Source organism: Streptomyces sp. NPDC002784, assembly GCF_053592135.1.
This window is the reverse complement of sequence record NZ_JBSFVD010000003.1, coordinates 337,887-350,420: the sequence shown is the minus strand read 5'-3', so window position 1 is coordinate 350,420 and position 12,534 is coordinate 337,887. Positions and strand designations below refer to the sequence as shown.

Below are 12,534 nucleotides of genomic sequence, written 5' to 3'. Positions count from 1 at the left end.
CATGTCAGACGCCTTCACCACTCGAGTTCTCCAGGTCGCCTCCGGCACCGCGGAGACGGTCATCGATCTCACCCGCGACTGCGAGTCCTTCCTCCGGGAGTCGGCCGGCGGCCGGGACGGCCTGCTGAACATCTTCGTCCCGCACGCCACGGCCGGGATCGCCGTCATCGAGACCGGCGCCGGCAGCGACGACGATCTCCTGGCCGCCCTGCACACCCTGCTCCCGGCCGACGACCGCTGGCAGCACCGCCACGGCAGCCCCGGCCACGGCCGCGACCACGTCCTCCCGGCCCTCGTGCCCCCGCACGCGACGCTTCCGGTGCTGAACGGGCGCCTGGAACTGGGCACCTGGCAGTCGGTGTGCCTGGTGGACACGAACAAGGACAACCCCAACCGGCAGGTGCGGCTGAGCTTCCTGGGCTGAACGAGCAGGACAGGCTGAACGGCACTGGCCGCGCGGTCGGTTCGCGCCGCGCTCTCGGCCCCGGCATCCGAACCCGTACGAACATTGCCGGGAACCGGCAGTGCGCGGGCGGTGGCCGGTCGGGCACGATGGCTCGCGGGGAGCACCGCGGATGGTTCCGGTGCCGGGCACCGGCAAGGGTGTCCGGCACCGGAACCACGTCGGTCAGTGGCTGCCGGTGAGTTCCCCGCTGAGCCGCTGGTGCAGGTGGGCGCTGGGCCCGTTCAGGCCGGTGATCTCCACCCGCTTGCCGCGCTGGGCGTACTTCGCCTCCACCGCGTCCAGGGCGGCGACGGAGGACGCGTCCCAGATGTGCGCGGCGGACAGGTCGATGACCACGCGCTCCGGGTCGGTGGCGTAGGAGAAGCGGCCGACGAGGTCGTTGGACGAGGCGAAGAACAACTCGCCCGTCACCCGGTAGACCACGCTGCCGCCGTCGGGGTCGGTGACGGCGGTGACCTCGGCGAGCCGGGCGACGCGCCGGGCGAAGACGGCCATCGCGGTGACCGAGCCGGCGACGACGCCGATGGCGAGGTTGTGGGTGGCGACCACGCACGCGACCGTGACCACCATGACGGTGATCTCCCCGGCGGGCATCCGCCGCAGCGTCTTCGGGGCGACGGAGTGCCAGTCGAAGGTGGCGACCGACACCATGACCATCACCGCGACCAGGGCCGCCATGGGAATGTCGGAGACGACCGGCCCGAAGACGATGCACAGCACCATCAGGAACGCGCCCGCCAGGAACGTCGACAGACGGGTGCGGGCGCCGGAGACCCGTACGTTGATCATCGTCTGGCCGATCATGGCGCAGCCGCCCATGCCGCCGAAGAACCCGGTGACGATGTTGGCGACGCCCTGGCCGACGGACTCGCGCGTCTTGGAGGAGGCGGTGTCGGTGATGTCGTCGACCAGCTTGGCGGTCATCAGCGACTCCATCAGGCCGACCAGCGCCATCGCCAGCGCGTACGGGGCGATGGTCGTCAGCGTGTCCAGGGTGAACGGCACGTCCGGCAGGCCGGGCACCGGCAGCGCGGACGGCAGCTCCCCCTTGTCGCCCACGGTGGGCACCGCGATCCCGGCCGCGACGGTGAGGACGGTCAGGACGGTGATGGAGACCAGCGGCGCCGGGATCACCGTGGTGACCCGCGGGAAGAACACCATCATCGCCAGCCCCGCCGCGAGCAGCGGATAGACCGGCCAGGGCACGTCCGTCAGCTCCGGGACCTGCGCCATGAAGATCAGGATCGCCAGGGAGTTGACGAAGCCGACCATCACGCTGCGCGGCACGAACCGCATCAGCCTGGCCACGCCCAGCGCGCCGAGGACGATCTGGATGACGCCGGCGAGGATGACGGCGGCGACGAGATAGCCGAAGCCGTGCTCGCGGTTGAGCGGGGCGATGACCAGGGCGACGGCGCCGGTGGCGGCGGAGATCATGGCCGGCCGGCCGCCGACGACGGCGATGGTGACGGCCATGGTGAACGAGGCGAACAGCCCGATGGCCGGGTCGACCCCGGCGATGATCGAGAAGGAGATCGCCTCCGGGATCAGCGCGAGGGCGACCACCAGACCGGCCAGCACCTCGGTGCGCAGCACCTTCGGGTCGGACAGCCACGACGGACGTCGGGAGCCGCGCAGCCACGCGGCAGGCGACAGTACGGAGGAGGTCAAGGCGAGGGGAACCTGTCGTGCTCGGGCACACCCGGCAGCAGGGCGGGCACGCGGCGGAAGAGGGATACGGCGCAGCCGCACGCCCGGTCAGGGGGCGGCGTGCGACGACCGGGCGGCGCACGGGGGCTTCGTCGGCCCCGACGCGGCGGACAACCGGTCCGATGACCTGGGCAAGCCTACCTGCCGCGGCGGAACCGGCCCGCCGCACCCGCCCCCGCGAAGATCGAATTTAGGTTAGGCTAACCTCTGTTCCGTGCGATCAAGCGAAGAGATCCCCGCGGCCGTGTCGGCCCGCGGTCATGAACTGTCGGCCACCGGCGTCACCGTGGCCTACGACGGCGTGGACGTCGTGCACGGCGCGGCGGTGACCCTGCGGCCCGGCCAGGTGACCGTGCTGGTGGGGCCGAACGGCAGCGGGAAGTCGACGCTGCTGCGGACGATCGCGCGGTTGCAGCGGCCCAGGACCGCCACCCTCGTCGTCGACGGCACCGACGGTCTGGCGCTGACCCCGCGCGAGTTCTCCCGCCGGGTGGCCCTGCTGACCCAGGGCCGCCCCACGCCGAGCGGGCTGACCGTACGGGACGTCGTCGAGTTCGGCCGCTACCCCTACCGGGGCCGCTGGGGCAGGGCGGACCCGGACGGGCCGGCCGCGGTGGACCGCGCGCTGGCCATGACGGGGGTCGCCGGACTCGCCGAGCGCGGCGCCGAGCACCTCTCCGGCGGACAGCTCCAGCGGGTCTGGCTCGCGAGCTGCCTCGCCCAGGAGACCGGCGTCCTGCTCCTGGACGAGCCCACGACCTACCTCGACCTGCGGTACCAGATCGAACTGCTCGACCTGGTCCGCGACCTCGCGGACGACCACGGGATCGCGGTGGGCGCGGTCCTGCACGACCTGGACCAGGCCGCCGCCCTCGCCGACCGGATCGTCCTGCTCCACCAGGGCCGGATCGTCGCGGACGGACTCCCCGAAGACGTCCTGACGGCCGAGCGGCTCACCGACACCTACGGCATCCGCATCGACGTCGACACCGACCCCCTCACCGGCCGGCTGCGCACCCGCGCGATCGGCCGGCACCACCAGCGAAGCGAAAGGCTCAGCACACCCTCATGAGACGCCTCCTCCTCACCGCGGCGGCCGCCACCGCCGCGGCCCTCACCCTGACCGCCTGCGGAACCACCGAGCCCGCCGCCGACAGCGCCGAGGCCACGAAGACCGCCGAGCGCATCACCCTCACCGACGCCTCCGGGACGAAGGTCGAACTCGACGGACCCGCCACCAAGGTCGTCGGCACCGAGTGGCACGAGGTCGAGCTGCTGATATCGCTGGGCGTGGACCCGGTCGGCGTCGCCGACGTCAAGGGGTACCGGACCTGGGACCAGGCGGTTCCGCTGAAGAACGAGCCCAAGGACATCGGCACCCGCGGCGAGCCCAGCATGGACACGATCGCCGCGCTGAAGCCGGACCTCATCGTCGCCAGCACCGACCTGCCGCCCGCCGCCGTGAAGCAGCTGCGCGAGGTCGCCCCGGTGGTCGAGGTGAAGTCCGCCGACGCCGCCGATCCGATCGGGCACATGACGGACAACCTCGACCTGCTCGCCAAGGCCACCGGCACCACCGAGCAGGCCGGCAAGATCAAGGGAGCCTTCGACGCCAAGCTCGCCGAGGGCAGGAAGGCCCTCGCCGACGCCGGTCTCGCCGGCGCCGCGTACGCCTTCGCCGACGGCTACGACATCTCCAACCAGGTCTCCATCCGCCCCTTCACCAGCGGCTCGCTCATCGGCGCGGTCAACGAGCGGCTCGGCCTGAAGAACGACTGGAGCGTCAAGGGCGACGAGAGCTACGGCCTGGGCGCCACCGACGTCGAGGGCCTCACCAAGCTCAGCGACGACGTGCACTTCGCCTACATCGGCAACGACGGCGACAAGAGCAGCACCCCCTTCACCGGCGCGCTGGCCGAGGACAAGGTGTGGACCTCGCTGCCGTTCGTGAAGAAGGGCAACGTCCACCGGCTGGACGACGGCATCTGGATGTTCGGCGGTCCCGAGTCGATGAACCAGTACGTCGACTCCGTCGTCGCCGCGCTGACGAAGTAACGCCATGGCCGTCACCGCGACAACCCCCGCCACCCGTCCGTCGGCGGCCACGTCCCGGACGGGCGCGGCCGCGGTGACGGCCGCTCTGGTCCTGCTGGTCACGGCCCTCGCGGTCGTCGACATCACGCAGGGCACCGCCGCCGTCGGCGCCTCCGAGGTGTGGAAGGCGCTCACCGGACAGGCCGACCCCGCCGACTCCTCCGTCGTCATCGCCTCCCGGCTGCCCAGGACGACCGCGGGGCTCCTCGTCGGGGCCATGCTCGGCATGGCGGGCGCCGCCCTTCAGGCGGTCAGCCGCAACGTCCTCGCCTCCCCCGACACCCTCGCCGTCAACGCCGGTTCCTACCTGGCCCTCGGGCTGGTGGCCGTCACCGGCGTCTCCCTGCCGCTGCTCGCCTCCTCCGGAGTCGCGCTCCTCGGCAGCCTCGCCGCGGCGGCCGTCGTGCTCGGCCTGTCGGGGCTCGGCGCCGGCACGGTACGCCTCGTCCTCGCGGGCACCGCCCTGATGCTCGGCCTCAACGCCGTCACCGAAGGACTGCTCCTGCTGTTCCCGGAGGAGACCCACGGGCTCTACCAGTGGAACCAGGGCAGCATCGGCCAGAACGGCTTCGACGGCGTGGTCCGGATGGCGCCCCTCGGTCTGGCGGGCCTGCTCGGGCTGCTGCTGGTGGCCCGCCGGGTCGACGCGCTGGCGCTCGGCGACGAGGCCGCCCGCGGCGTCGGCGTGCCGGTCCGCGCCACCCGGGTCACCGCGGTCGTGCTCGCGGCACTGCTGTCCGCCGCGGCCGTCACCCTGGCCGGACCGATCGGCTTCGTCGGCCTGTGCGCCCCCGCCCTCGTCCGGCCCCTCGCCCGCCGGTACCGGGCCTTCACCCGGACCCGCGCGAGCCTGCCGGTCGCCGGCCTGACCGGCGCGGCCCTGGTCCTCGGCTCGGACGTGCTGCTCAGGTCCCTGGTCCCGGCGGACCTCGCGGTCGCCGTGCCGACCGGCGTGGTCACCAGCCTCGTCGGCGCCGTCTTCCTGGTCGTCATGGCCGTACGGCTGAAGGACACCGCCGCCTCGGCCGCGCCCGACCGGCTGCGGATCAGGAGCCGGGCCGTCTTCCTCACCGTCACGGCCGTCCTGGCGGTCGTGCTCGTCGGTGTGACGATCGCCGCCCTGCTGCTGGGCGACGCCAAGCTGCTGCTCGGCGACGTCGTCAACTGGGCGCAGGGCAGGGCGGGGCAGACCGTCTCCTTCGTGCTGGACACCCGGGTGCCCCGGGTCCTGGCCGCGCTGCTCGCCGGCGCCGCCCTCGCCCTGGCCGGGACGCTCATCCAGGCCGTGACCCGCAACCCGCTGGCCGAGCCCGCCGTGCTCGGCGTCTCCGGCGGGGCCGCGCTGGGCGCCGTACTCCTGGTGACGACCGTGCCCCTGGCCGGGTCGTGGAGCCTCGCGGGCGCGGCCTTCGCGGGCGCAGCGGTCAGCTCCGTCGTCGTCTTCGGCCTCGCCGCGCGAGGCGGGTTCCAGCAGAACCGGCTGGTGCTCGTCGGCATCGGGGTGGCCACCGCCGCCACCGCGCTGATCAGCCTGCTGATCGTCCTCACCGACCCGTTCAACGCGGTCAAGGCCCTGACCTGGCTGTCCGGTTCGACGTACGGCCGCACCCTGCCGGACGTCGTGCCGCTCGCGGTCGTCGTCGTGCTCGGGGTGGTCGTCGCGGTGCTGCGGCGCGCGGAACTGGACCTGGTCTCGCTCGACGAGGACACCCCGCGGCTGCTGGGCATGGACCTGGCCCGCGGGCGCCTCGGCTTCCTCGTGCTGGGGGTGCTGCTGAGCGCCACCGCCGTCGCCGCCGCGGGCACGATCGGCTTCGTGGGACTGGTCGCCCCGCACGCGGCCCGGGCCCTGGTGGGCCGGCCGCACGCCCGGGTGGTCCCGGTGGCCGTCCTGCTCGGCGCCGCCCTGGTGGGCACGGCGGATCTGCTGGGCCGTACCGTGATCGCGCCCGCACAGCTCGGCGCCGGCATGGTGACCGCGGTGATCGGCACGCCGTACTTCCTGTATCTGCTGGTGCGCAGCCGCCGTTAGGGGCCTTGCCGGTGGAGCCTGCGGCGGGCGACGAGTTCGACGGTCAGGGCCACCGACAGCGCCTCCACCGCCAGCAGGGCGATGAGCACGAAGACCTGGACGGTGCCGGCCAGCACGGGGGAGGCGCCGCTCAGGAGCATGCCGACGAACGCGCCCGGCAGCGTGACCAGACCGGCCGTGCGGGTCTGGTCCAGGGCGGGCAGCAGCGCGTCGGAGGCGGCGCCGCGGACCACTTCGAGGTGGGCGTCGCGGTCCGGGAAGCCCAGCGACAGCGCGGCCTCGTCCAGCGCCCGCCGCCCGGCGAGGACGGTCGCGGTGAGCGCGCCGCCGATGAGGATGCCGGTCACCGGCACGACGGCGATGCCGGGCACGGTGAGCAGACCGGCCGGCACCAGGGCGGCGACGACCGGTACCACCGGGACCGCGATCGGCAGCGCCGCCCACCACCAGGTGCCGTTCGGCGTGATGCGCCGCCCCGCGGTGCGGGTGGCGACGGCGCACATGAGGAACAGGAACCCGAGCAGGGCCGCGGAGTGGTGGACGGCCCAGCCGATCACCAGGGACACCGCCGCCAGTTGCAGGGCCGCCCGCACGCCCGCCGTCACGACCTCGCGGGCCCGTCCGTACGGCTCGTCCGGCGAGATCCGGAAGACGGCGGCCACGGCGGTGGCCACGAGCAGCAGGACGACGAGGGCGACGGCGAGCGTCGGGTCGACCGGCAGCAGCGTGCCGGCGGCGAGGTGACGCACGGGTCGGGTCTACTCCCGGAGGCTGCCCGCGTTCTGCGCGAGGAGGGAGGAGCAGATCTCCCCGGCGCGTACGGCGGTGGTGGACAGCAGGGTCGAGGTGAGGCCGTGGGTGTGCTCGGTGCCGCCCTGGAGGTAGATGCCCGCGGTGACGTGCGCGGCGGTCTCCACCCGGTGGTCGCGTCCGACGCGGAGCTGGTCCTCGTCGTCGCGCAGGCAGAGCTTGGCGATCTCGCCGAGGTGGTCGCCGATGCCCCGGGGCTGGTAGCCGGTCGCGTAGACGATGAGATCGGAGCCGAGCACCTGGCGTTCGCCCGTCGGCAGGAACTCCACCGTCACCCGCAGGCCGTCCGCGTCGCTCGCGACCTCCCGGATGCGGGAGACGTTCAGCATCCGCAGGCGCTGTCTGCCCTGGACCTTCTCCTGGTACATGGTCCGCGACAGCGACTCGATCAACTCCATGTCGACCACGGAGTAGTTGGTGCCGCGGTGGTAGTCGTGCAGCGACCGCTTCACCTGGGGCGGCGCGCCGTAGAACACGTCGACGGCCTCGGGGTCGAAGATCCGGTTGGCGAACGGGCTGTCGTCGGCCGGGGTGTAGCCGTACTTGGCGAACACCGAGCAGATCTCGGCCTCGGGGAAGCTGCGGTGCAGATAGTCGACCGCCTCGGCGGCACTCTGGCCGGCGCCGAGCACGAAGGCACGGCGAACGGGCGTGCGTTCGCACCGGAGTTGGTCCACCCGGGGCAGTAACTCGCTGGTGTGCCAGACGCGTTCGGACAGCACCGCGTCGGGTGGCAGGTGCGGTTCGAGGCCGGTGGCCACGCACAGGGTGCGGGTGCGGCGGACGGTCGTGCGCTCGGGCGCCGCGGGATCGCGGCTGGTGACGTCGAACCAGCGGACCTCGCCCGCCTCGGTGACGGGCCGTACGGAGACCACCTCGGCGCCGTACTCGACGAGGTGGGCGACGCGGTCGGCGGCCCACTCGAAGTAGTCGTGGAACTCGATGCGCAGCGGGAAGAGCGTCTTCTGGTTGAGGAAGTCGACCAGCCTCCCGCGGTCGCGCAGATAGCACAGGAAGCTGAAGTCGCTGGTGGGGTCACGCATCGTCACCAGGTCCTTGAGGAAGGACACTTGCATGGTGGCGTCGTCGATGAGCATGCCGCGGTGCCAGCCGAACCGCGGTTGCCGCTCCAGGAATCCGGCGCGGAATCCGTCCCCTTCGCGTGAGGTCACGCCGTGTTCGTGGAGCGCTATCGCGAGCGCGAGGTTGGACGGGCCGAAGCCGATGCCCAGCACGTCGTAAGGGGAGTCCGGCCCAGTGTGAAGCGTCGTCACCGCGTCATCGCCTCCTGTAGGGGGGAGTTCACAGTGTTCTCCGATGGATGCCACAGGCTCCCCCGAGCAGGCACATGCTAGATAAGGTTAGCCTTACCTAGCAATGGCTGAGGAGGGCTTATATGCGGGTCGTCATGTTCGGTTACCAGACCTGGGGACACCGGACGCTAGAGGCTCTGCTGGACTCCGAGCACGAAGTGGTCCTGGTCGTGACCCACCCCAAGAGCGACCACGTCTACGAGAGGATCTGGAGCGACTCGGTCGCCGACCTGGCCGAAAAGCACGGCGTACCCGTGCTGTTGCGCAACCGTCCGGGGGACGACGAGCTGCTGCGGGCGCTCGCGGAGGCCGAGCCGGACATCATCGTCGCCAACAACTGGCGCACCTGGCTGCCCGCGGAGATCTTCGATCTCCCGCCGCACGGCACGCTCAACATCCACGACTCGCTGCTGCCGTCCTACGCCGGGTTCTCGCCGCTGATCTGGGCGCTCATCAACGGCGAGCAGCGGGTCGGCGTCACCGCCCACCGGATGGACGCCGAACTCGACATGGGCGACATCCTGGTGCAGCGCGCGGTACCTGTCGGACCCACCGACACCGCCACCGACCTGTTCCACCGCACGGTCGACCTGATCGGCCCGGTGGTCCGGGAGTCCCTCGATCTCATCGCCTCGGGCAAGGCCGAGTGGATCGCCCAGGACCGCTCCCGGTCGAGCTTCTTCCACAAGCGGTCGCTTGAGGACAGCCGCATCGACTGGACCTGGCCCGCCGAGGACCTGGAGCGGCTGGTGCGGGCCCAGTCCGATCCGTACCCGAACGCCTTCACCCACCATCGCGGCGAACGCCTCCGGATCGTCAAGGCGGCTGTCTCGCAGGGGCGTTACGGCGGCACCCCGGGCCGGATCTTCATCCGCGAGGGGGACGGCGTCGTCATCGTCGCCGGGGCCGGGACCCGTTCGGGACGGCTGCCCGGGCTGCTGGTCCAGCGGGTGCGGACCGAGGACGGCACCGAGTACCCGGCTACCGAGTACTTCCGCACGATGGGGGGCTACCTGACGACCCGTCCGTAGCGCCCCGTCTCACCCGGTGACATGCGGGACGCCGACCGGCGCCGCCTCCTTGACCCCTTCGTGGTGGCGGCCCATGGGAATCACCATCGGCGTCCCGCTCACCGGATCCGTACCGACGACGCACCGCAACCCGAACACCTCCTCCACCATCGCCGCGGTGACGATCTCGGCGGGGGAGCCCTCGCCGGCGATCCGGCCCGCCTTCATGGCGACGATGTGATCGGCGTACCGGCAGGCCTGGTTGAGGTCGTGCAGCACCATCACCACCGTGCGGCCCTGGTGCCGGTTCAGGTCGGTGATCAGGTCGAGGACGTCGATCTGGTGGGCGAGGTCGAGATACGTCGTCGGCTCGTCCAGCAGCATCACCGGCGTGCCCTGGGCCACGGCCATGGCGATCCAGGCCCGCTGGCGCTGACCGCCGGACAGCTCGTCCACCGCCCGGTGCGCGAGGCCGGTCATGTCGGTGGCCCGCAGCGCCTCGTGCACGGCGTCCTCGTCGGCGGAGGACCACTGCCGCCACCACGTCTGGTGCGGTGAACGGCCGCGTCCCACCAGGTCGATGACGGTCAGGCCCTCGGGGGCGACCGGGGACTGCGGCAGGATGCCGAGCTGCTGGGCGAGGGTGCGGGTGGGGATCGAGTGGATCGAGCGCCCGTCGAGCCGGACGGCCCCGGACTTCGGCGTCAGCAGCCGGGCCAGGGCGCGCAGCAGGGTGGACTTGCCGCACGCGTTGGCGCCGACGATCACGGTGATCCGGCCGGTGGGGACCATCAGGTCGAGATCCTCGACCACGACCCGGTCGTCGTACGCCAGCCGCAGGCCCTCGGCGCGCAGGCCGGGGCTACCGGCCGGTGCGGGGTCCTTCTTCGACACGTTGTCAGCCTCCTGAACCTGCGCGGTTGGCGCGGACGAGCAGCCACAGCAGTACGGGCGCGCCGAGCACGCCCGTCACGATCCCGACCGGAAGCTCGGTGTCGATGAGCTCGCGGGCGACGAGATCGGCACCGAGCACCATGACGGCGCCGGTCAGCCCGGCGCCCACGGGCGGTGGGAAGGCGGTACCGGCGAGGCGCTGGGCGACCTGGGGCGCGGCGAGCGCCACGAAGGCCACGGGCCCCGCGGTGGCGGTGCCGAAGGCCACCAGGCCGACGGCGGCGAGGAGCACGGTGACGCGGACGGTCTGCACGCGGGTCCCCAGGCCCCGGGCCACGTCGTCCCCGAGCTCCAGGGTCCGCAGCAGCCGCCCGAGCAGCAGCGCCAGCGGCAGGAGTACGGCCATCGCCACCGCGAGCGGGGTGATCTGCTGCCAGGTACGGCCGTTGAGGTTGCCGACCAGCCAGCCCAGGGCGGCCTGCGCCTGGAAGCGCTGGCCGCGGGCCATCAGGTAGTCGGTGGCGCTGGTGCAGATCCAGGCGACGCCGACGCCGACGAGGACGATCCGGTACCCGCTGGTGCCCCGCTTCCAGGCCAGCGCGTACACCAGGAGCGCCGCCAGCAGCGCGCCGGCCAGGCCCAGGGCCTGGGTGCTCAGGCCCCCGTCCCAGCCGAGGACGATGCCGGCGACCACCGCCGTGCCGGCGCCCTGGGTGATGCCCATCATGTCGGGGCTGGCGAGCGGATTGCGGGTCAGGGTCTGGAGCAGGGCGCCGGACACGCCGAACGCGATGCCGACGAGCAGACCGGCCAGTGCCCGGGGCAGGCGCAGCTCGTGCACGATCAGCTCGGTCGCGGGGTCACTCGCGCCGACCAGGGCCCGCAGCACGTCGGTGAGCGGGAGGGAGATGTCCCCGATCGAGGTCTCCACGGCGAACAGCAGGAAGGCGGCGACCGCGAGCCCCAGGCACACGACCAGCAGCCGGGGCCGCAGCAACCCGGAGACGGGCGGAACGGCGAGCCGGAAACCGACCCGATCGGCGGTGCGCCGAGCCGGCCGCGTGACGGAGTCCTTCTCGTCCGGCCCGGGTGCGAGTTCGGTACTCATGGCTCACAGCTCCGCGAGTCGGCGGCGGCGGACCAGGGCGATGAAGAACGGGCCGCCGAGGAAGGCGACCAGGATGCCGGCCTGGATCTCCACGGGCCTGGCGATCAGCCGGCCCGCGATGTCCGCGGCGAGCAGCAGGCAGGGGGCGAGCAGGGCCGACAGGGGCAGCAGCCAGCGGTGGTCCGGGCCGAGGCCGGCGAGTTGGGCGAGGACGCGCGCGATGTGCGGGACGACCAGGCCGACGAAGACGACGGGCCCGATGACGGCGACGGCCCCGCCGGTGAGCAGGGTGACCGCCACCACGCCCTGGACGCGGACGAGGCCGAGCCGCAGCCCCAGGGACCTGGCCACGTCGTCGCCGAGCGCGAGGCGGTTCAGGGCGGGGGCCGACGCCAGGGCCAGCACGGCGCCCACGGCGAGGAACGGCAGGACCCGCAGCAGGACTTCCTCGTCCTGGTTGGCCAGGGACCCCGCCGACCAGAAGCGGTAGCGGTTCAGGGCGTCCGGGTCGGTCAGGGCGATCGCGCTGGTCAGCGAGAACAAAAGGGAGGTCACCGCGACGCCGGCCAGGGCCAGTTTCACCGGCGTCGTACCCGACCGGCCGAGCCCGCCCAGCAGGTAGACCACGACGCTGGCGGCCATCGCCCCGGCGAACGCGAACCAGATGTAGCCGTACACCGAACCGATGCCGAGCACCCCGACGGACAGTACGACGGCGAAGGCGGCGCCCGCGCTGACGCCGAGGATGCCGGGATCGGCCAGCGGGTTGCGGGTCAGCGCCTGCATGAGCGCGCCGGACAGGCCCAGCGCGGCGCCGGTGGCGAGGCCGAGGGCGGTGCGGGGCAGTCGTACCGACCAGATCACGTTGTCGATACGGGAGTTGGGCGCGTCGCCGAGCAGGGTGTGCCAGACCTGGTCCAGCGGGACGCCGAGTGCGCCGAACGCCATCGACAGACCGCACAGCGCGAGCAGCGCCGTGCCGGACAGCGCGAGCAGGAGTACCGCGCGGGGGCCTTTCGCCGCCCCGGCCGCAGAGGTCCCCACGTCATACTTCCTTTGGTCAGCCTTGCCTTAACTGTCAGGACTGTAGGGCGAGT

The 12,534-nt window shown here is 72.5% G+C and carries 11 protein-coding genes; 5 read left to right on the top strand and 6 right to left on the bottom strand.

What is annotated here, in order from left to right:
• Window position 1: 1 nt before the first annotated feature.
• Complete coding sequence (locus ACWD1Z_RS08835; protein WP_451116820.1) at window positions 2–424, top strand: secondary thiamine-phosphate synthase enzyme YjbQ; 423 nt, start codon at window positions 2–4, stop codon at window positions 422–424.
• A 204-nt stretch (window positions 425–628) separates the two neighbouring features.
• On the opposite strand, the gene ACWD1Z_RS08830 is transcribed toward ACWD1Z_RS08835, so the two are convergent.
• On the bottom strand, window positions 629–2,137 hold the full coding sequence (locus tag ACWD1Z_RS08830) for a SulP family inorganic anion transporter (RefSeq protein WP_451116818.1): 1,509 nt from the start codon (window positions 2,135–2,137) through the stop codon (window positions 629–631).
• A gap of 253 nt (window positions 2,138–2,390) precedes the next feature.
• On the opposite strand from ACWD1Z_RS08830, the gene ACWD1Z_RS08825 reads away from it, so the two are divergent.
• Genes ACWD1Z_RS08825 through ACWD1Z_RS08815 form a run of 3 tightly spaced genes read left to right on the top strand, consistent with a single transcriptional unit; the run spans window position 2,391 to window position 6,302 of the window.
• Complete coding sequence (locus ACWD1Z_RS08825; RefSeq protein ID WP_451116816.1) at window positions 2,391–3,248, top strand: ABC transporter ATP-binding protein; 858 nt, start codon at window positions 2,391–2,393, stop codon at window positions 3,246–3,248.
• Complete coding sequence (locus ACWD1Z_RS08820) at window positions 3,245–4,231, top strand: iron-siderophore ABC transporter substrate-binding protein (protein WP_451116815.1); 987 nt, start codon at window positions 3,245–3,247, stop codon at window positions 4,229–4,231. Before ACWD1Z_RS08825 ends, ACWD1Z_RS08820 begins: the two co-directional genes overlap by 4 nt.
• 4 nt (window positions 4,232–4,235) lie before the next feature.
• The gene (locus ACWD1Z_RS08815) at window positions 4,236–6,302 is read left to right on the top strand and encodes an iron ABC transporter permease (protein WP_451116813.1); all 2,067 of its coding nucleotides are present in this window, start codon (window positions 4,236–4,238) and stop codon (window positions 6,300–6,302) included.
• On the opposite strand, the gene ACWD1Z_RS08810 is transcribed toward ACWD1Z_RS08815, so the two are convergent.
• Window positions 6,299–7,051, bottom strand: a complete 753-nt coding sequence (locus tag ACWD1Z_RS08810; protein ID WP_451116811.1) for an ABC transporter permease — start codon at window positions 7,049–7,051, stop codon at window positions 6,299–6,301. The genes ACWD1Z_RS08815 and ACWD1Z_RS08810 overlap by 4 nt on opposite strands.
• Before the next feature lie 9 nt (window positions 7,052–7,060).
• Window positions 7,061–8,386, bottom strand: a complete 1,326-nt coding sequence (locus ACWD1Z_RS08805) for a lysine N(6)-hydroxylase/L-ornithine N(5)-oxygenase family protein (protein WP_451116810.1) — start codon at window positions 8,384–8,386, stop codon at window positions 7,061–7,063.
• Window positions 8,387–8,508: 122 nt separating this feature from the next.
• On the opposite strand from ACWD1Z_RS08805, the gene ACWD1Z_RS08800 reads away from it, so the two are divergent.
• Entirely contained in the window at window positions 8,509–9,456 is a 948-nt protein-coding gene (locus ACWD1Z_RS08800) for a methionyl-tRNA formyltransferase (RefSeq protein ID WP_451116808.1), read from the top strand.
• A 9-nt stretch (window positions 9,457–9,465) separates the two neighbouring features.
• Here ACWD1Z_RS08800 and ACWD1Z_RS08795 read toward each other — a convergent pair whose 3' ends face one another.
• Genes ACWD1Z_RS08795 through ACWD1Z_RS08785 form a run of 3 tightly spaced genes read right to left on the bottom strand, consistent with a single transcriptional unit; the run spans window position 9,466 to window position 12,481 of the window.
• On the bottom strand, window positions 9,466–10,329 hold the full coding sequence (locus ACWD1Z_RS08795; protein ID WP_451116807.1) for an ABC transporter ATP-binding protein: 864 nt from the start codon (window positions 10,327–10,329) through the stop codon (window positions 9,466–9,468).
• 4 nt (window positions 10,330–10,333) lie between these two features.
• Window positions 10,334–11,437, bottom strand: a complete 1,104-nt coding sequence (locus ACWD1Z_RS08790) for a FecCD family ABC transporter permease (protein ID WP_451116805.1) — start codon at window positions 11,435–11,437, stop codon at window positions 10,334–10,336.
• Between the two features lie 3 nt (window positions 11,438–11,440).
• Window positions 11,441–12,481, bottom strand: a complete 1,041-nt coding sequence (locus ACWD1Z_RS08785; protein ID WP_451116803.1) for a FecCD family ABC transporter permease — start codon at window positions 12,479–12,481, stop codon at window positions 11,441–11,443.
• Between the last annotated feature and the right edge of the window lie 53 nt (window positions 12,482–12,534).

Coding starts and splice junctions, on each gene's coding strand:
- ACWD1Z_RS08800 (WP_451116808.1), top strand. CDS start 8,509: ATGCGGGTCGTCATGTTCGGTTACCAGACCTGGGGACACCGGACGCTA.
- ACWD1Z_RS08835 (WP_451116820.1), top strand. CDS start 2: ATGTCAGACGCCTTCACCACTCGAGTTCTCCAGGTCGCCTCCGGCACC.
- ACWD1Z_RS08815 (WP_451116813.1), top strand. CDS start 4,236: ATGGCCGTCACCGCGACAACCCCCGCCACCCGTCCGTCGGCGGCCACG.
- ACWD1Z_RS08790 (WP_451116805.1), bottom strand. CDS start 11,437: ATGAGTACCGAACTCGCACCCGGGCCGGACGAGAAGGACTCCGTCACG.
- ACWD1Z_RS08820 (WP_451116815.1), top strand. CDS start 3,245: ATGAGACGCCTCCTCCTCACCGCGGCGGCCGCCACCGCCGCGGCCCTC.